The 19,816-nt window shown below is 64.5% G+C and carries 14 protein-coding genes; 4 read left to right on the top strand and 10 right to left on the bottom strand.

The features are described from left to right. Positions 1–80: 80 nt before the first annotated feature. The 5 genes from V1288_RS21425 to V1288_RS21405 all read right to left on the bottom strand — a co-directional run bounded on the left by V1288_RS21425 (position 81) and on the right by V1288_RS21405 (position 8,127). Positions 81–2,390, bottom strand: a complete 2,310-nt coding sequence (locus V1288_RS21425) for a xanthine dehydrogenase family protein molybdopterin-binding subunit (RefSeq protein WP_334358933.1) — start codon at positions 2,388–2,390, stop codon at positions 81–83. A 384-nt stretch (positions 2,391–2,774) separates the two neighbouring features. Further along, on the bottom strand, positions 2,775–4,325 hold the full coding sequence (gene murJ, locus V1288_RS21420; RefSeq protein WP_334358932.1) for a murein biosynthesis integral membrane protein MurJ: 1,551 nt from the start codon (positions 4,323–4,325) through the stop codon (positions 2,775–2,777). A gap of 36 nt (positions 4,326–4,361) precedes the next feature. Next, entirely contained in the window at positions 4,362–5,513 is a 1,152-nt protein-coding gene (locus tag V1288_RS21415; RefSeq protein WP_334358931.1) for a DegT/DnrJ/EryC1/StrS family aminotransferase, read from the bottom strand. 32 nt (positions 5,514–5,545) lie between these two features. Beyond that, entirely contained in the window at positions 5,546–6,562 is a 1,017-nt protein-coding gene (locus V1288_RS21410) for a Gfo/Idh/MocA family oxidoreductase (protein WP_334358930.1), read from the bottom strand. Between the two features lie 152 nt (positions 6,563–6,714). Then, positions 6,715–8,127 (bottom strand): mannose-1-phosphate guanylyltransferase/mannose-6-phosphate isomerase, encoded by a 1,413-nt coding sequence (locus V1288_RS21405; RefSeq protein WP_334358929.1) that lies wholly within the window; start codon positions 8,125–8,127, stop codon positions 6,715–6,717. A gap of 227 nt (positions 8,128–8,354) precedes the next feature. Here V1288_RS21405 and V1288_RS21400 point away from each other — a divergent pair, with 227 nt between their 5' ends. Continuing rightward, positions 8,355–9,314, top strand: a complete 960-nt coding sequence (locus V1288_RS21400) for a lysylphosphatidylglycerol synthase transmembrane domain-containing protein (RefSeq protein ID WP_334358928.1) — start codon at positions 8,355–8,357, stop codon at positions 9,312–9,314. A 28-nt stretch (positions 9,315–9,342) separates the two neighbouring features. Then, positions 9,343–10,362, top strand: coding sequence for an MraY family glycosyltransferase (locus V1288_RS21395; protein ID WP_334358927.1), 1,020 nt, complete (start codon positions 9,343–9,345; stop codon positions 10,360–10,362). Positions 10,363–10,492: 130 nt separating this feature from the next. Here V1288_RS21395 and V1288_RS21390 read toward each other — a convergent pair whose 3' ends face one another. The 4 genes from V1288_RS21390 to rfaD all read right to left on the bottom strand — a co-directional run bounded on the left by V1288_RS21390 (position 10,493) and on the right by rfaD (position 16,252). Beyond that, positions 10,493–12,409 (bottom strand): SDR family NAD(P)-dependent oxidoreductase, encoded by a 1,917-nt coding sequence (locus V1288_RS21390; RefSeq protein ID WP_334358926.1) that lies wholly within the window; start codon positions 12,407–12,409, stop codon positions 10,493–10,495. A gap of 85 nt (positions 12,410–12,494) precedes the next feature. Then, entirely contained in the window at positions 12,495–13,757 is a 1,263-nt protein-coding gene (locus V1288_RS21385; RefSeq protein WP_334361366.1) for an O-antigen ligase family protein, read from the bottom strand. A gap of 23 nt (positions 13,758–13,780) precedes the next feature. Then, positions 13,781–15,253: a D-glycero-beta-D-manno-heptose-7-phosphate kinase gene (gene rfaE1, locus V1288_RS21380; RefSeq protein WP_334358925.1), complete on the bottom strand. Its 1,473-nt coding sequence runs from the start codon at positions 15,251–15,253 to the stop codon at positions 13,781–13,783. 18 nt (positions 15,254–15,271) lie between these two features. Further along, positions 15,272–16,252, bottom strand: coding sequence for an ADP-glyceromanno-heptose 6-epimerase (gene rfaD, locus V1288_RS21375; RefSeq protein WP_334361365.1), 981 nt, complete (start codon positions 16,250–16,252; stop codon positions 15,272–15,274). 156 nt (positions 16,253–16,408) lie between these two features. On the opposite strand from rfaD, the gene waaF reads away from it, so the two are divergent. Then, the gene (gene waaF, locus V1288_RS21370) at positions 16,409–17,473 is read left to right on the top strand and encodes a lipopolysaccharide heptosyltransferase II (protein ID WP_334358924.1); all 1,065 of its coding nucleotides are present in this window, start codon (positions 16,409–16,411) and stop codon (positions 17,471–17,473) included. 85 nt (positions 17,474–17,558) lie between these two features. On the opposite strand, the gene V1288_RS21365 is transcribed toward waaF, so the two are convergent. After that, positions 17,559–18,614, bottom strand: coding sequence for a glycosyltransferase family 4 protein (locus tag V1288_RS21365; RefSeq protein ID WP_334358923.1), 1,056 nt, complete (start codon positions 18,612–18,614; stop codon positions 17,559–17,561). Between the two features lie 116 nt (positions 18,615–18,730). Here V1288_RS21365 and galE point away from each other — a divergent pair, with 116 nt between their 5' ends. Next, the gene (gene galE, locus V1288_RS21360; RefSeq protein WP_334358922.1) at positions 18,731–19,744 is read left to right on the top strand and encodes a UDP-glucose 4-epimerase GalE; all 1,014 of its coding nucleotides are present in this window, start codon (positions 18,731–18,733) and stop codon (positions 19,742–19,744) included. The last annotated feature ends 72 nt before the right edge of the window (positions 19,745–19,816 follow it).

Here is a 19,816-nt window from a genome sequence, read left to right as displayed (position 1 = left end):
TTGTACCGGCCCCAAAGGTGGTGCGGACCGGCTGTTTGTAAACACCGCATGCGACGCATCATTCCGCATGCGGCAAAATATCAGAGATTATGCCGCTTCTGTGCCTCGCGGATCGCGATCCAGACCCGTTCGGCGGTGGCCGGCATGTCGACGTGATCGATCTGGTACTCACGCCACAGGCCCTCGATGATCGCGTTGACTACCGCGGGACAGGAGCCGATCGCACCCGCCTCGCCCGCCCCCTTGACGCCGAGCGGATTGGTCGTGCACGGCACATTGTGCGTCTCGAAGTGGAATGATGGACCGTCGGAAGCCCGCGGCACCGCATAATCCATGAAGGTGCCGGTAACGAGTTGGCCGTCGGTTGCGCTATAGACCGCCTGCTCCATCAAGGCCTGACCGATGCCCTGCATCGCCCCGCCATGCACCTGACCGGCGAGCAGCAATGGATTGAGGGTCACACCGAAATCGTCGACGATGACATAGTTGACGATCTTGATGATGCCGGTGGCGGGATCGATCTCGACTTCGGCGAGATGCGTGCCGTTCGGGTAGGTGCCGTCGGCCTGCGCGAAGGTTGCGCTCGCATTCAGTTTCGAGGGATCGACGCCCGGGCGTTTCGCGAGGTCAGCAAAGCTGATCGAGCGATCGGTGCCGGCGATGCGCACCACGCCATTGCTGATCTCGAGGTCGCCTGCGCTGGTTTCCAGCGCTTCGGCCGCGATCTCCTTCAGCTTGCCGCCGAGATCACGGGTGGCGCGCTCGACGCTGACGCCGCCGGTCGGGATCGACGCCGAGCCGCCGGTGCCGAGCCCGGTGGCGATCTTGTCGGTGTCGCCCTGCAAGACATGAACACGCTCCGGCGGCACGCCGAACTGCTCGGCAACGAGCTGCGCATAGGCGGTCTGGTGGCCCTGCCCGCTCGACTGCGTGCCGATCAGGATGTTGATGTCGCCGTTGGGATCGAGCGCGACGTTAGCGGTCTCCTCACCCATCGTGCCGCAGATCTCGACATAGCAGGACATGCCGATGCCGCGCACGAGACCTTGCTTCTTCGCCGCCTTGGCACGCTTGGGAAACTCCTTCCAGTTCGCGACTTCCATCGCGCGCTTCATATGCGCGGTGAAGTCGCCGGAATCGTAGACCTTTCCGGTCGCGGTCTTGTAGGGCATCGCCTTCGGCGGAATGAAGTTCTTGCGCCGGATCGCATCCGGCGTCATCCCGAGCTTTCGCGCGGCCGCATCGACCAGACGTTCGATCACATAGGCCGCTTCGGGGCGCCCGGCGCCACGATAGGCATCGACCGGCACGGTATTGGTGAACACGGTGCGGACGCGGCAGTGGAACGCCTGGATGTCATAGAGCCCGGGCAGCATGCCGGCGCCGCCATGCGGAATGTAGGGCCCGAAGGTCGAGAGATAGGCGCCCATGTCGCCCATCAGATCGACGTCCATGCCTAAGAACTTGCCGTCCTCGGCCAACGCCATCTTCGCGGTCGTGACGTTGTCGCGGCCCTGCGCGTCGCCCATGAAATGATCGGAGCGATCGGCGGTCCATTTGATGGTCTTGCGCAGTTTTCGCGCGGCAACTGAAATCAGGGCGTATTCGCGATAGGGAAACAGCTTGGTGCCGAAGCCACCGCCGACGTCGGGACAGATCACCCGCATCTTTTCCATCGGCATCTTCAGCACCATGCCGCACAGGATTTCGCGCAGGCGATGGCTGCCCTGGCTACCGATGGTCAGCGTCAGGTGATCGCGCTTGGCATCGTATTCGGCGACCGCTGCGCGCGTTTCCATGAAGTTGGTGATGACGCGCGGGTTGACGATCGATATCTCGGCAATCGCATGCGCCTTGGCAAAGGCGGCCTCAGCCGCCTTCTTGTCACCGATCGACACGTCGAACAGCACATTGCCGGGCTTGTCGGGCCAGACCTGCGGCGCGCCCTGCTTGACGGCGTTGACGACGCCGACAACCGCCGGCAGTGGCGTCCATTTGACGTCGATCGCCTCGATCGCGTCGCGCGCCTGGTCGATGGTATCGGCGACCACGAAGGCGACGGCGTCGCCGACATGGCGCACCTCGTCCTTGGCAAGGATCGGGTATGGCGGGCCGGTGAACGGATCGGTTTCCAGGTTGAACAGGCACGGCAGATCGCCGAGATCGCCGACCTCGGCCGCGGTCAGAATCAACGACACGCCCGGCATCCCGCGGGCCTTGGTGACGTTGAGGGTGAATTTCGCGTGCGCATGCGGCGAGCGCAGCATCAGCGCGTGCATCGCAGCCTGTGGCGAATGGTCGTCGGTATAGCGGCCCTTGCCGCGAATGAGCGCGTCGTCTTCCTTGCGAAGCACGCTTTGACCGACGCCGAACTTGATGGGAGCTGCCATCGTATCTCCAACTATCCTGGAGCACGATGACGCCTCTTCGAGCCGTCATCCGCCCCATCTTTTTGTTTGAGCATGGCCCTTTCGGAAAACCGGTACCCACTTTTCCGGGTCATGCTCTAGAAGTGTTCCATATTGCAGTGGTTCGCGCGTCAGCGCAAACCGCCTTCGCCCGACTAGACACAGCGCGGGTGCGACGGGATCGCCACGCAGCGCAATCCTTTTCGCGCTTGCACAACAAAAAAGCCGCGGGCGATGCCAGGGCTTTAATTTTTACGGAGAAAAGATAACGCCGACATCAATACTTCGCGATCACCGGACGCTGGTGGTGTAGTTCAGGCCGACACGAATACACCCACAACGCGCGCTTTACGAATTTATTTTAATTTACAATTGGTTACGGACGGATGTTCGATCGCGCACCAGCGAGAATATCCATCCCCTGCCAAACAGCAGCAAGATCAAGACCCCATACACGAAGGCACCAGCCACAATCAGCAGCAACAACGCGGTCTCGTCCCGGAACGTGTGCATTTGCGCGAAATAGAAGCTGGCGAATCGCGCCGTGGCCCAAAGCGCGGCGGCGAGCAGCACACCGGCCGCCGCGAACTTGGCGAGCGATGTCATCCAGGCGCGGTCGAACTCGAGGTAACCTGCCCGCACCGCGAAGAAGAGCACCAGCAAAAGATTGACCCAGGCCCCGATGGCGGTGGCGAGCGCCAGGCCGATCTGCGCCAGCGCGCCCATCAACGCGACCTTCAGCGCCACGTTGACGACAACGCCGGTCAGCGCCGCCTTGACCGGCGTTGCGGTATCGTGACGCGCATAGAAGGTTGCCACCGCGCTGCGGATGGTCACGAACGGAATCAGTCCGATCGCATAAGCGGCCAGCGTGGCGCCCGCGGCCGCCGCATCCGCCTTCGAGAACGCGCCGCGCGCAAACATCGCGCGCATGATGACGTCAGGCACGGTGAGGAAGGCGGCGACGAACGGCACCGAAAACAGCAGCGAGAATTCGAACGCGCGCCGCTGCGCGGCGGATGCGCCGGTGACATCATTCGCGGTGAGGCGCCGCGACATTTCCGGCAACAGCACGGTGCCGATCGCGATCCCGATCACGCCGATCGGCAACTGGTTGAGACGGTCGGCATAATACAGCGCCGAAAGCGCGCCCGCCGGCAGAAAGGTCGCGATGATGGTATCGGCGAACAACGCGATCTGGGTTCCCATCGAGCCGATGGTCGCAGGCCCGAGCGCCCGAAAGAACGCGCGAACGTCTTCGTCGAGCTTGAACACCGCGAATTTGGGCAGGATGCCGGTCCTTGCCGCATCGCCTGCCAGCAGCAGGAATTCGAGGATGCCGGCGATCAATACGCCCCACGCGGCGGCGTAGCCCGCGCCCGGAAAGAACGCGGCGAGCGCCAGCGTCGCCATCATCGATAAATTGAGAAAGATCGGCGCGGCGGCAGCACTTGCGAAGCGATGCATCACGTTGAGCATGCCGCCGTAGAGCGTTACCAGCGTGATCAGCAGCAAATACGGAAACGTGATCCGCGTCAGCGAAATCGCGAGTTCGCCGCGCGCCGGGTCATCCTTGAACCCCGGCGCGAGGATGGCGATCACCTCCGGCATGAACACCCAGGCCGCGACGAGCAGAATCACCTGGGCGGCAAACAGCAGTGTGAAGATGCGGTTGGCGAACAGTTTTGCCGACGCTTCGCCCTTGCCGTTCAGTTGCGCATAGGCCGGCACGAAGGCGGCGTTGAAGGCGCCCTCGGCGAAGATCGCGCGAAAATGATTGGGCAGCCGCAGCGCCACGAAAAACGCATCCGCGACGGGCCCGGCGCCCAGAATGGCGGCGAGCATGATATCGCGCGCAAATCCGGTCAGCCGCGAGAGCAGCGTGTAACCGCCGACAGTGAAGATGCGTCCGAGCATGCGCCGCTTCTAGCGCATATTCGCCAAACCGTGAAATCAGGAAGAGAGCACGCCGCGCACCGCCTCGATGACGCGATCCTGCGTCGCCTCGTCGAGATAGGCGTGAATAGGCAGGCTGACGACATCTTCCGAGAGCTTTTCGCTCACCGGCAGCCCGCCATCCGCCACCGGGAAATTCTTGTACGCGGTCTGCTGATGCATCGATTTCGTGTAGTAGACCATCGTCGGAATGCCCTGCGCCTTCAGCGCTGCCGCGAAACCATCGCGATCGGTCCCCCTGGGCAGGCGGATGGTGTACTGCGCCCAAATCGAGGTGCATCCGGCAGCCAACCGCGGCACCGTCACGAGGTTGCCGAGACCGCGCGAATAGCGCTCCGCGAAGCGGTTGCGCGCCGCGATCTCGTCCTCGAAAATCTTCAACTTCTCGATCAGGACCGCCGCCTGCATGGTATCGAGACGTCCGGTCAAGCCAAGGCGCACATTGTCGTACTTGTCTGAGCCCTGGCCGTGAACGCGGATGCTGCGCAGCGTCTCGGCAAGTTTGTCATCATCGGTAAAGATGGCGCCGCCATCGCCGAAACAGCCGAGCGGTTTTGTCGGGAAGAAGCTGGTCGCGGTCGCAAGTCCCAAAGCGCCGATCCGGCGGCCCTTGTAGCTCGCGCCAAAACCCTGCGCGGCGTCATCGAGCACGAACAGGCCCTCGGCCTGCGCGACCTCGGCGATCGCATCGTGGTCGGCGCTTTGGCCGAACAGGTCGACGGGGATCACGGCTCGGGGCTTCAAGCCGCGCTGCCTCGCCGTCGCGATGCCACGCCGGAGCGAACCGGCATCCATGTTGTAGGTTGCTGCGTCGACATCGACGAATACCGGCGTCGCGCCGGTCAGCGCCACGGCTTCGCCGGTTGCGCAGAACGTGAACGATGGACACAGGACGGCGTCTCCCGGGCCGACTTCCCTGGCCATCAAAACCATCAGAAGCGCGTCGGTGCCGCTCGCGCAGCTCACGACATGCTTGGCGCCGCAGAAATCCGCCAAGGCCTTCTCCAGGACGGCAACTTCCGGACCATTGATGAAGAGGCAATGGCTCGTCACACGCGAGATCGCCTCATCAATCGATGTGCCGAGCCGCCGGCGCTGCGAGGCGAGGTCATAGAAGGGAACGGGTTCTGGACGCATGTGCTGGTTCATGTGGCCTTGCTGGGATCGGACTTTGAGAGAGTTCAGCCGGCGATGCGGCGCGGGCCCTTGCGCGCGGCCGACGCCGCGGGCTTGGCGGGCTGCTCGAGACAGCGGATCGCGATTTCGAGACTGGCGACACCCTCGTCGCCGGAAACCGCCGGCACATTGCCGGTCCGAACGGCATCGAGGAAGGCGATCAGTTCGGCACGCAGCGGTTCGTCATGGCCGACCGGCAGATGCCGCATCGAATAGCTGCCGTCGGGCTTGAAGCCGAAGCACTCGGTCACCTGCCGCGTCAGGAGATCGCCCATCACATATTTGCCGCGCGTCGCGACCGTGACGCTGCGCGCCTTGAACGGCGTCAGCCAGTTGGTGTTGATGTGGGCAAGTACGCCCGAGGCGGTCCGGAACTGCAAGAGCGCGATATCTTCGCGCTCGGCGACCGCGCTGGAAAGCTGCGGCTGCACCTCGACGATGTCGGACTCGGTGAACCAGCGGATCAGGTCGATATCGTGCACGGCCAGATCGATCACGACGCCGACATTGGACATCCGCGGCGGGAAAGGCCCGACGCGGGTGATGCCGATCGAAAGAATATCCTCGCCCGAGATCGCCTGCTTGATCGCGGCGACCGCCGGATTGAAGCGCTCGACATGGCCGACCATCAGCGTCACGCCGGCGCTGCGCGCGGCGTTGACGATGTCCTGCCCCTCCTCCACCGTCGAGGCGACCGGCTTCTCGACCAGGAGGTGGATGTTGCGCGCGATGCAGGCCAGCGCAATCTCGTGATGGAGATGGGTCGGCGCCGCGATCGTGATGGCGTCGACGCCTTCGTCGAAGATCTCTTCGAGGGTAGCGAACGCGCGGCAGCCGGCGAGCGCGGTGGCGCGCGCGCGGTGTTCCGGCAACGGATCGACGATGCCGACCAGCGTCACCCCAGGCAGACCGGCCAGCACGCGGGCATGGTTGCTGCCCATCACGCCCGCGCCGACCACCCCGACGCGCAAGCCGCGTGGTGCATCGCTCTTCGCGTCAGATGCGGACACTTTGAAACTCATGATTTGTCGACCCCAAGCAGACTCTGCGCCGGTAACGTCCCCGGTGGTTCTCTAGCACGCCGTCACAGATGTGGCGAACGTCATTGACCGTTTCCGGACACGTTTTGATTCAAAGAATTACAGCCGCCGGGGGCGGTAAAACCACGGTTCGCTCAACTGCGCTTGTAGTCGTCCTCGATGCGGATGATGTCATCCTCGCCGAAATAGCTGCCGGTCTGGACCTCGATCAGTTCGAGCTGGATCTTGCCGGGATTCTCCAGCCGGTGCACCGCGCCGATCGGGATATAGATCGATTCGTTCTCGTGCACGGTCTTGACCAGCTCGTTGACGGTGACCTGCGCCGTTCCCCGCACCACGATCCAGTGCTCGGCGCGGTGATGGTGCTTCTGCAGCGACAGCCGCCCGCCCGGCTTGACGATGATGCGCTTGACCTGATGACGGTCGCCATTGTCGACCGACTGATAGGACCCCCAGGGCCGGTGCACCCTGATGTGATCTTCCGTCACCTGCGGGGCGACCGTCTTCAGCTTCGCGACCAGCCGCTTCAGCCCGTTGGCGTCCTCCTGCCTGGAGACCAGCACGGCGTCCTGGGTGGCGACCACCACGAGGTCGTCGACGCCTTCGAGCGCGACCAGCGCGCGGTCGGTCGATACGTTGCAATTGCGGGAATTCTCGAACACCGCGGTTCCGCGCGCCGCGTTGCCCTCGCCATCCTTGCCGGACAATTCCCACACCGCATGCCAGGAGCCGACATCGGACCAGCCGCACGCGACCGGCACGACGGCGGCGCGCGCGGTCTTTTCCATCACAGCATAATCGATCGAGATCGACTTCGCCGATCCGAACGCCGCCTCGTCGAGCTTGACGAAACCGAGGTCGGCGCCCGCCTTGGCCACCGCATCGGTCACGGCCTGGACGCTATCCGCATCGACCTTGCGATATTCATCCGACAACACGGCGGCGCGGAACATGAAGTTGCCGCTGTTCCAGAGATAGCCGGCCTCGACATAACCCGCAGCCGTTGCCGGATCCGGCTTCTCGACAAACTTCGCGACCGCGCGGACCTTGCCCGAAATAACCTCGCCGGGATTGATGTAGCCATATTCGGTGGCGGCGCGTTCGGGCTGCACGCCAAACGTCACGATGTGCCCGGCTTCCGCCGCAGCCAGCCCCTCGCGGCAGGCGGCGAGGAACGCAGGCGTGTCGGAAACCACGTGATCGGCGGCGAGCGCCAGCACGATCGCATCCTTGTCGCGCGTTTCGGCAAACGCGGCGCCGGCCGCGATCGCGGGACCGGAATCGCGCCGCATCGGCTCGAGCAGCACGTCGGCCTCGAGCCCGATCTCCGCCAGTTGCTCGAGCACCATGAAGCGATAGGCGTTGTTGGTGATGATGACGGGCCGTTCGAACAGACCAGCATCGGAAACCCGCAACAGCGTGTCCTGGAACGTCGAACGCGCCCCGAACAGGGACAGGAACTGCTTGGGGTGAACCTCGCGCGAGGCCGGCCACAGCCGCGTTCCCGCGCCGCCGCACATGATCAGGGGGATAATTCGTCGGTTCATCGGCCTCTCAAATCCTTTAGTAGTCACAATACCAGGCGACAAATCGGCAAGCCCGTCCTCGGTACCGCTCAAAGGCTGAAATGTCTGTCCGGCCCTCTTTACCCGCGTTGCCGAGGTCGCCGCAACACCTAGCGTCCCCGCTATTGCCAGATCGGCCCGAAAACCATACCAAGGCGCCGAATTGCATCGTTTTTTGCACCCCCCTTCTCAAACCCAGCACGGGCGAGATGCGCCGTATCCTGCTTTCGACGTTGAAGATACTGGTCTCGGCGGCGCTTTTGTATTTCTCGCTGCGCAAGGTCGATCTTGCCGACCTCGTCGCCCGCATCGACGTTTCCAGCCTGGGCTGGATCGGCGCGGCGATTGCCGTGACCTTCCTGCAGATATTCATCGGCGTGCTGCGATGGCGCGAGATCAGCGCGGAGTGCGGCGCGCCGCTGCCGATCCGGCAGGCGATGCGCTTCAACGTGATCGGAACCTTCTTCAACCAGACGTTGCCGTCCTCAATCGGCGGCGATGCGGTCAGGCTGTGGCTGGTGGCTCGCAGCGGTCACGGCTGGCGGGCTGCGACCTATTCCATCTTCGTCGACCGCGCCATCGGCCTGATCGCACTCGCGGTGGTCATCGTCGCGAGCCTGCCCTGGAGCTACCGCCTGATCACCGATCCCAACGGCAGGTCGGCGCTGCTGTTCGTCGATTTCGCAGCGCTCGCCGGCGGCCTCGGATTTCTGCTGCTCGGCCGGCTGCAATGGCCGTGGCTGAAGCACTGGTGGGGCACCCATCACATCCACGCCTGTTCGGTGATCGCCAATCGCGTGCTGTTCGGCCGCGCCCACGGCCCGAAAGTCGCAGTGCTGTCGTTGCTCGTGCACGTGCTCGCAGTCGTGATCGCCTGGTGCGTGGTGCAGTCGATCGCAGCCCCCGTGCTGTTCGGCCAGATCTTCCAGCTCATCCCGCCGGTGATGCTGATCACCATGCTGCCGATATCGATCGCCGGCTGGGGCGTCCGCGAGGCCACCATGGGGCTGGCGTTCGGCTATGCCGGCCTGATGGCCAGCGAGGGCGTCAACATCTCCCTGCTCTACGGGGCGGTATCCTTCATCGTCGGCGCGATCGGCGGGCTGGTCTGGATATTGAGCGCCGAGAAAGCCGCGCAGGGCACGGCGGCCATCGAGGTCCCCAAATAATCTTCGAGCAACTTTCCGCGCAGGTAGAATGGCCCATTCGCAACTATTGCTGTCGTTTGCCGCAGCAGTGCTGGCGGCGCTGTTGTCAGGCGTCCTGACACGGGCGATCCGGCCGCTGCTCGTTCGGATAGCGCTGGCAAGGCCAAATGCGCGCTCGTCCCATCGGGTTCCGACGCCACAAGGCGCGGGCATCGCGGTGATCGCGGCCACGCTGATCTCGGGCGTCACGGTCATCGCATTGGCCGGCACGGCGGAGATGAAGATTCCCGTCGCGGTATTCGGCGCGACGCTGTTCATCGCGGCCGTCGGCTTTGTCGATGACGTCAGAACCATCCCGATCGTGCCGCGGCTATTGCTGCAGGGGCTCGCCGTCGCCGCCGTGATCCTCGCCGCGCCCGAAACCTTGCGGATCGCACCAGTCTGCCCGCTCTGGCTCGAGCGCGGCTTGCTGTTCGTCGCGGGGCTGTGGTTCGTGAACCTCGTCAACTTCATGGACGGGCTGGACCTGATGACGGTCGCCGAGATCGTGCCGGTAACCGGCGCGCTCGTTCTGCTCGGCTGGCTCGCCGAACTTCCGGTGCCCGCGACCGTCGCCGCCGCGGCGCTGTTCGGGGCGATGCTCGGATTTGCGCCTTTCAACCGACCGGTGGCGAAGATCTTTCTGGGCGACGTCGGCAGCCTGCCGGTCGGCCTGCTGGCCGGCTGGTGTCTGCTGCAACTCGCCTGGCATCAGCACGTGACGGCGGCGCTATTGTTGCCGCTCTATTATCTGGCCGATGCCACCGTCACGCTATTTCAGCGGATGGCAAGGCGCGAACCGTTCTGGGCAGCGCATCGCAGCCACTTCTATCAGCGCGCCACCGACAACGGCTTTCCGGTGTGGCGCGTGGTGAGCGAGGTGTTCGCGCTCAACCTCCTGCTGGCTGCGCTGGCAATCGGCTCAGTCATGACCTCGTCGACGGCCATCGCAATCCTGCTTTTCATCGCAGGCGGCATCGCCACGGCGCTGCTGATGCACCGCTTCTCACGCAGGCAGTCCCCCGGCTGATCCGGCTACTTCTGCGCAAGCTCGCGGATCAGGCCGCAATAGTCGGCCATGGTAGTCTCAAAGTCGAAACGCCCTGCGATTTCGGCCTCGCGCGGCGGCGGCAAAGGCATAAGGCAGCATGCGAAAAAGATCAGGCGGCGTGCGATCCGAATTCCGGCACGGCGTCCTTGAGCACGGCGCGGATGGTGGAACGGTCATCCCGCGCAATCGCCTCGTCGAGCGCCGCGAGCCATTTGCGCAACGTCTGCATCGGCGGCTCGTTCGGCTTGGCCGCCATGATGCCGGCGACCCCGATCTCCATCGTCGGCTCCTGGCTCGCAAACAGGATCTCGTTCAGCCGCTCGCCCGGCCGCACGCCGGTGAACACTACCTCGATATCGATTCCGGGTTCGAGGCCGGACAGGCGGATCATCCGCTCGGCCATTTCCACGATCTTGACCGGCTGTCCCATGTTGAGGACGTAGACGGAGACATCGGGCCGCGCCGGCGTCAGCGCGTGGGTCGCCGCCGTCAGCACGAGATCGCAGGCTTCGCGGATCGTCATGAAGTAGCGGACCATATCCGGGTGCGTCACCGTGACCGGACCGCCGGCCTCGATCTGCGCCTTGAATTTCGGCACCACCGATCCGTTCGAGGCCAGCACATTGCCGAACCGCACCGAGATCAGCCGCATATGCGGCTTGCCGTCCGATTGCGTCATCAGGTCATGGTCGAGCGCCTGGCAATACATTTCGGCAAAGCGCTTGGTCAGGCCGAGCATCGAGACCGGCTCAATCGCCTTGTCGGTCGAGATCATCACCATTGCTTCGGCGCCCGCCGCCAGCGCGGCGTCGGCGACGTTGACCGATCCGAAGATGTTGGTCTTGACGCCCTCGCTCCAGTCGCGCTCGAGGATCGGCACGTGCTTCAGGGCTGCGGCATGGAACACGATATCGGGCTTGAATTCCCGCATCAGGTTCATGATCCGGTCACGATCGCGGATATCGGCGATCCGGCCCTCGATCACCGCCTGGGTGGCGCGCGCCGTCAGCGCCTCCGTCACCGCGTAAAGCGCCGGTTCGGAATGCTCGATTACCAACAGCCGCGCGGCGCCGAAGGTCGCGACACGGTCGCAAATCTCCGAACCGATCGAGCCTCCGCCGCCGGTGACGATCACCGCCTTGCCCTTCACCAGCATCTCGAGCCGCGCGTAATCGATCTTCTCGCTCGGCCGCAGCAGCAGGTCTTCGACGGCGACATTGGTCAGCCTCGGCACGTCGCCACTTTCAAGCGACGGCAGGCGGCTGACGAACAGGCCGAGCCGCTTGGCCCGCATCAGGACCGCCTCGGGATGTGCCTCGGGTTCGAACGCCGACGGGGTCATGACGACCCGCGAAATCGCTTTACCGCGTCCGGCATAATCGCGCACCACGTCCTCGACATCGTCGATGCCGCCGAGCACCGGCACATTGCGGATCGACTGCCCGCGATCCGCGGCCGACGGCGACAGCACGCCGACCGGCCAAAGCTGCTTGACCGCGCCGCTCTCGATCGCGCGCAACAGCACCTCCGCATCGGCGGCGCGCCCGATCAGCAGGGTCGACGAGGCCCCCTCGGTCCGGGCATGGCGGCGAACGCGCGAGTAGCGGAAATAGCGATAGCCGAAACGGAGCGCACTCAGCGCGAACACCTGGAGAAACCAGTAGAGGACGATGGTGATACGGCCGAACAGCACCGGCGCCTTGCCGTTCGATACCGCGAAGATGAAGGTATAGTCCAGCACGATGAGCGCGACCGTCAGAACACTTGCCACCCGCAGGATGTTCAGCGCATCGGGGAGCGAAATGAAACGCCATTTCGTGGTCGTCAGGTTGAAGACGTAACAGATTACGACGCTGAAGACGACGAAGAGCGGCAGAATGCGCAGCAATAGCGGCAGGCGGGCAAAGAAGGCCTCGCTTCCCTCGAACCGCAAATAGAAGCTTGCGAGCAGCGCAAACGCGGTCGCCAGCGCATCATGCGCTGCGATGAGATAGTTGCGGCGGGTCAGTTGCGAAAGAGGCGTCATTCCAATGGCCGGCTGCGGAACCGATGGTTGTTCGAAGGGCGTCCCGCGCCCGCTGATATCTTATCTCCGGCGCGCATGCCAGCGATCATAGCCGGGCTGTACCGGAAGATTCCTTGACCTCGGATCTGGCGCGTAGCGCCATGCCGCCGGCGACGCCCACGCCCAGCACATACATCCAGCCCTCGTGAAAATCGAAGATGTGCGAGTTGAACAGCGAGGTGAAGATGTTCTGCACGACCACCAGTAGTCCGATCCAGTTGGCGAGCCCGTCGCCCCGAAACAGCAGCAGGTGCAAGAGCCACATCGCGTACAGCACAACGACGCCGACAATGCCCCATTGCACTGCGACATTGAGCGTCTGGTTGTGCGGATTGCCGATCACCTCACTGCTGGCCTGGTTGGAGCCGTGCGTGGCGACGCGCTCAAACAGCCCTCGCGTCGCACCCGTGCCGTGGCCGATCAACGGCGCCTCGGCAAAGAAGCTGAGCGATTTCCGCCAGAATTCAAGCCGCAGCCCGATCGATGTCGCAATGTTCTGTTCTTTGTAGAGCTGGTAGTCCCGGGTGAACGTCTCCACGGTCCGGCGCAATGCCGGAGACGTCTGCCAGGCCACGGCGGCGAATGCAGCCGCCACGCACAGGATGATGACGATGCTGCGCCACCTCAGATGCAGCAGCGCAAACACCGCAAACATGATCGGCACCGTGACCAGCGCCGTGCGCGACACCACCAGGAAAGCCATGTTGACGAAGAAGGCGAATGCGATGGCGGTGAGCAGCAGTGCCAACGCGATCCGCTTTGCCCGCAGCAGCATGATGATCGGATAGGCCAGCGCGACCGCACACAGCGTGAATTCCTGGCTCTGGGCGATGTAGTTCTTGACGAAGATGCCGCGGGCTGCGTCCCCCGCTGGCTTCATCGATAAACCAGGATGCAGAAAGACCACCCAGGACATCAGCATCAACAGCGTGCAGGAGCCCAGGAACGCCGCAAGCACCCACTTTCCGCGCGTCGAACGCTCGAAATGATAGAGCAGAACCGGGAGCACCAGGAGCTTCGCACCCGGCCCCACGGCATACAGCCTCGCGCCCCAGGCGGCGTCGGACCACAGGGTTCCGACCAGCGCCAGAACGAACAGAGCGATCGGCGTCGCGAAAATCGGACGCTTCAGCGCGGCCAGAAAACCCTTCAGTTCGAGCGTCGGCGCAACCGTGATGAGCAGGACCAGGCCGAGGATGCCCACCAGCGAGGTCGACCATGGCAGCGACAACGCAAGCAGCACCGCGACGATGTCGGTCGTCTTCATCCAGGCGGCCGGATCGCGCCAGACCGGCAGCGCCCTGGCCATCGGCGACAATGCCGCGCCCCCGCTCACGCCTTGCCTCCCCGCGCGCGACGGACCAGCGACGTCGTGCTGTGGCCCGGCAGAATGTCGACGAGCACGACCTCGCCGCCGGTAGCCTCGACGATTTCGTAGCCGACGACCTGCTCGCGGGTGTAATCGCCACCCTTGACCAGAACGCTCGGCCTCACCCGCGTGATCAGGTCGATCGGTGTGTCTTCCTCGAAGATCGCGACGAGGTCGACCGCCTCCAGCGCCGCCAGCACCTCGGCGCGCGCCTGCTCGTCCTGAACCGGGCGCCCCTCGCCCTTCAGCCGCTTCACCGAGGCATCGCTGTTGAGCCCGACGATCAGGCGATCGCAGGCGCCGCGCGCGGCCGTCAGCACCTTGACGTGGCCGGGATGCAAAATGTCGAAGCAGCCATTGGTGAAGCCGATGCGCAGGCCCTGCCGGCGCCACTCCGCCAGATGCACGGCGAGATCGCCGCCAGCAGGCACGATCTTCTCTTCGGCCGCCAGCGAGGCATGCGGCAGGATTTTCCGCCGCAGTTCCGCCGGCGTCACGGTCGCAGTGCCCTTCTTGCCGACCGCAACCGCGGCTGCCGCATTCGCCATCCGCAGCGCCGTCTCCCAGTCGGCTCCGGCCGCAAGCGAAAGCGCCAGCACGGCGGCGACCGTGTCGCCCGCGCCGGAGACGTCGCGCACCTTGACCGACAACGCCGGCACATGGATCGCTTCGCCGCCGCGCGCCACCAGCGTCATGCCGTGTTCGCTCTGCGTCACCAGCATCGCCTCGCAATCGGCGAGAACCATCGCGTCCTGCGCCGCGGCGGCAATGTTCAGGTCGGTATCGGCGCGGCTGCGGGTGGCTTCCGCAAACTCCTTGCGGTTGGGCGTCAAGAGCGTGGCGCCGCGGTAGATCGCGAAATTGGCGCTCTTCGGATCGACGATCACGCGCTTGCCGAGCTTTTTCGCGGTATCGATGATATTGCGGATGACGCGCGCCGTCAGCACGCCCTTGGCATAGTCGGACAGCAGCACGATATCGGCGCGCGCGAGCTGCGGCAGAATCGCGTCGATCAGCCGCTGCTCGGCATCGGCGGAGGCCGGCACGGCCAACTCCCAATCCGCGCGCAGCATATGGGTGGAAAAATGCTCGGAGACGAAACGCACCTTGCGCGTCGTCGGGCGGGAGGAATCCGTGACCAGCACGGCCTCGATCAGCCTCTCCCGCGCCAGATCGGTCTTCAGCTTCGCGCCCGCCTCGTCCTCGCCGACCAGGCCTGCAAAGATGCAGCGCGCGCCGAGAGCTGCGATGTTGCGGGCGACGTTGCCGGCGCCGCCGACATTGGTCTCGCTACGCTGAACCGCGATGACGGGCGCCGGCGCTTCCGGCGAAATGCGCGACACCTCGCCATAGACGAATTCGTCGAGCATGAGATCGCCGACGCAGAGCACGGTCTGATGTGGGATCGCCTGGCTCAGGGCTTCAAAATCGAACATCTGTCTATCCGTAGCCCGTCAGCGAAAACGATCTGTGCGATTGAGAAAATTTTTCACGTAAGTCTCGACCGCGTCTTCCAGCGCCGTGAAGCCGCCATTATAGCCGGCACGCAGCAGCCGATCGACTTCGCTCTGGGTGAAGTATTGATAGCTGCCGCGAATCGCTTCGGGCATGTCGATATACTGGATGTTCGGTTTTGTGCCGAGCGCAGCATAGGCCGCCAGCATCAGGTCGCGAAAGCTGCGCGCGGTGCCGGTGCCGACGTTGAAGAGCCCGCTGACATGAGGTGTCGCCAGCAGCCACATCGTGACGCGAACGACGTCGTCGACATAGATGAAGTCGCGGCGCTGGTCGCCGTCCGCAATGCCTTCCCGATGGGACTTGAACAATTGCACCGGGCGCCCGGCCTTGATGTCGTCGAAGCGCCGCGCCAGCACGCTCATCATCGTGCCCTTGTGATATTCGTTGGGGCCGAAGACGTTGAAGAATTTCAATCCGGCCCATTGCGGCGGCAGTTTCTCGCCGCGTGCCGCGCGCTCGGCCAGCGCTATGTCGAACAGGTTCTTGCTCCAGCCGTACAGGTTCATCGGCCGCAGCCGCTTCAGCGCCTCGACCGAGCCGTCATCATCAAATCCCTGCTCGCCGTCGCCATAGGTCGCGGCCGACGAGGCATAGATCAGCGGGGTGGCGGTCGCCGTGCACCAGTCGAGCAGCCGCAGCGGCGTCTTGAAATTGGCGTCCATGACGAGGTCGCCATCGGTCGCGGTGGTCGAGGAGATCGCGCCGAGATGGATGATGGCGTCGAGCCGGCGGCCGTGCAGCCACCCCATCAGCTCGGAAGGCGGCACAAAATCGGCGAGCTGGCGCTTGGCCAGGTTCCGCCACTTGCCGTCGGACCCAAGGATATCGCAGACCGCGACGTCGCTGCGCCCAGCGTCGTTCAACGCGGCCACGACGTTCGATCCGATGAAACCGGCGCCCCCGGTTACCAGCAACATCCCGAAATCCTTGTCCTTGCCCCCAGCAGGGTTCAGCTTTGCCCCCAGTCCCGCGCCACAGGCAATCGGCGTTCTCAAGCCCTTGGGGATGAACGCTTTACCTCCCGGCGCGGACCGGTTACCGACGTGGCCGAACATCGGCCGGCCGCTCATTTTATGAATCAAGATTCAATCATAGGGATTGGGACCGAGGACGCGACGGACACGCGGCCGATCCTGATCGTGCCCTATATGTGGATCGGCGACTTCGTGCGCGGCCATACGGTCGTCCGTGTTCTCAAGCAGCGCTGGCCGAATCGCCCGGTTGACCTCCTGGTGACCCCCCTTTGCGCACCGCTGGTCGACTATATGCCCGGTGTCCGGGCGGGCATTGTCTGGGACCTGCCCCGCAGTCGGCTGGCGGTGGCCAAGCAGTGGGGGCTGGCCGCCGAACTGCGCGCCCGAGGCTATGGAACCGCTCTCGTCCTGCCCCGCACCTGGAAGGCCGCGATTGCGCCCACGCTGGCGGGGATACCCGAGCGCGTCGGTTTTTTCGGCGAGGCGAGATTTGGGCTGATCAACCGGATGCGCTGGGGTGAAAAAGCCCTGCCCCGCTTCATCGACAAGAACGCCGCGCTGGCGCTGCCTGCGGGCGCGGCGCTGCCGGGCGAATGGCCGGTGCCGCAGCTCGCAGTTCCGCCGGAGGAAATCGCGCGCTGGCGGCAGGCCAACGACCTCGGCACGGGGCCCGCGGTGGCGTTGGCCCCTGGGTCCGTCGGCGCCTCCAAGCGCTGGACTTATTACCCCGGCGCCGCACGGCTCCTGGCCGAGCGCGGGCTCGACGTCTGGGTGGTCGGCGGCCCCGGCGAGAAGGCGCTGGCGCAGGAGATCGTTGCCGCCGGCCGCGGCAAGGTCCGCGACCTCACCGGGTCAGACCTGCGCAACGGCATCCTGGCGATGGCGGCGGCCGGCGTCGCCATCTCGAACGATTCCGGGCTGATGCACATCGCGGCCGCGATCGGCACGCCGACCATGGGCATTTTCGGCCCCACCAGTCCCTATCTCTGGGCGCCGCTGAACGGTCTTGCCGCGACGGTTCTTCAAACCAAGACCGTGCTGCCCTGCCAGCCCTGCCAACGCACCGTCTGCACCATGAACGACCACCGCTGCATGCGCGACATCGATCCCTCCTACGTGGCCGATGTGGCGCACCGCCTGCTGGTCGCTCAGCCCAGAGCCTGATCGGTTCTGCTTACAGAACCGAGCTCTGTTCTTTGTTTTGACGCGTTTTCTATGCGCGAACCGGCATCCACTTCGCTCGAAAACGCTATAGTGCACGATAGACCGCGGCGATCGCGTTCGCTTCTGCATCGAGGCTGAATTTTTTCAGCACGCGCGCCCGCGCGCGCTCGCCCATCGCGATTGCCGATGCCGGATCGCGCATCAACGGCTCCAGTGCGGCGACCAGCGCGTCGACATCGCCCGGCGGCGTCAATAGGCCGGTCACGCCCTCTTCGACCACGAATTCGGCGGCGCCCGCGCGCGACGCCACCAGTGCCGTACCTGCGGACATCGCCTCGATCAGCGTCAGGCCGAAGCCTTCGTTGCGCGAGGTGAAGGCGTAGATTGTCAGCCGCTGATACCAGCGCTGCACTTCGTCGATTGCGAGCTCGCCCATGATGACGATGCGCGACTGCAGCCCGGCCGCCTCGATCTGTTGCTTCAGACCGTTGGCAAACCCCTGCTGCTCCGGCACGACCGCGCCGACGATGATTGCGGTGAAATCGGGATAGCGCGGCAACAGCCGGCACATCGCGGCCACAAACACGTCCGTGCCCTTTTGCGCGCGCACGCGGCCGAAGCAGCCGATCGCGTAGCGTCCCGGCAGTTTGGCTTCCGCAAATGCCGCCGCGCGGTCTGTGGGCGGTGCGTAAGCATCGGTATCGACGCCATGCATCACCACCGTTGCCTCGCGCTTGAGAAACGACGCCGAGAGTTCTGAAGTGGCGATCACCGCATCCATCTGCCGGATCAGCCAGCGCGTCAGCCGCTTGTGATGCCGCTGTGCTGCCGAAGTGAAGACGAGCTTCAGCGGCCAGCCGAGCGCGCGCAGCAATAGCCCTGCGATCATCTCGTCATTGCGCCGCGCGTGCCAGATCAGCGGCGTGCCGTGGCGCCGCAGTTTCAGGAGATCCGCAAAACCCATCCGCGCGATGCCGTCGGGCGCGTGCGGTCCGAGCCATGCCGCCCGGTACATCCGGGCGAGCTTCGGCGCCACCATCCGGTTGGTCGCCGTGACGCCGGAATAGCGCCTGTGCAGATTCGGCACGATCAGTTGCAGATCACTGGCCAAATTGTTCTCGATCGGCACGTCCGGCTCCATTTTCGGCCAGTTCCTATACGCAACATTAAGCATAGTGGCCAGTTCGCAGGCGCCGAAACCCACTCTTCATCGCAGCCCCGCTAGCATCGCCTCCAACAATTCAGGAGAGGTGGCCCATGACCGTGCTCGTCACCGGTGGCGCCGGCTATATCGGAAGTCACATGGTTCATGCGCTGGCGGACGCCGGCGAAAGCGTCGTCGTGATCGACAATCTGTCCACCGGATTCTCCGCCTTCCTGCCCGAAGGCGTGCCGCTGTTCATTGGCGATGCCGGCGATGAAAACCTCGTCGCAGGCGTGATCGCCCAGCACGGCATCGAGAGCATCATTCATTTCGCCGGCTCCATCGTGGTGCCGGATTCGGTGCGCGATCCGCTCGGCTATTACCGCAACAACACCATGACGACCCGCAGCCTGCTCAATGCCGCGGTCAAGGGCGGCGTCAACCGCTTCATCTTCTCGTCGACGGCTGCCGTCTACGGCAATCCGGACCAGGTGCCGGTGCCCGAGCATGCGCCGACGCGGCCGGCATCGCCCTACGGCTCTTCCAAGCTGATGACGGAAATCATGCTGCATGACGTGGCCTCCGCACACGGCATGAACTATGTCGTGCTGCGCTATTTCAACGTCGCCGGCGCCGATCCTTTGGGCCGCTGCGGCCTCGCCACCGTCGGCGCTACGCATCTGCTCAAGATCGCGGTCGAAGCCGCGACCGGCCAGCGCGCCAAGATCGACGTGTACGGCACGGATTATCCGACGCCGGACGGAAGCTGCATCCGCGACTTCATCCATGTCAGCGATCTCGCGCAGGCCCATCGCGCTGCGCTGGCCTATTTGCGCGGCGCGAGAGGCTCGATCACGCTGAACTGCGGTTACGGGCGCGGCTACTCGGTGCTCGAGACCATCGAGGCCGTCCGCCGGGTCTCCATGCGCAATTTCGCGGTTTCCTATGCGCCGCGCCGCCCCGGCGACATCGTGACCATGGTCGCCGATACGCGCCGCATTCATGCGACGCTGGACTGGACGCCGCAATACGACAACCTCGAGACCATCGCCGCCCACGCGCTGGCCTGGGAAGAGAAGCTGTTCCGCGACCGCGGCGGCCTCCTGCAGCATGCGGAATCGGCCTGAAATCAAGTGCTTATTGGGCTTGAAAAAGCCCCGCCAAGCAGGCAAGGACTAGTCCGCAGCAGCCCTGACGCG

Origin of the sequence: Bradyrhizobium sp. AZCC 2176, assembly GCF_036924645.1 — a bacterium.
Taxonomy (GTDB): Bacteria; Pseudomonadota; Alphaproteobacteria; order Rhizobiales; family Xanthobacteraceae; genus Bradyrhizobium.
The sequence above is the reverse complement of the archived record's forward strand: the minus strand, read 5'-3'. Positions and strand labels throughout refer to the sequence as shown.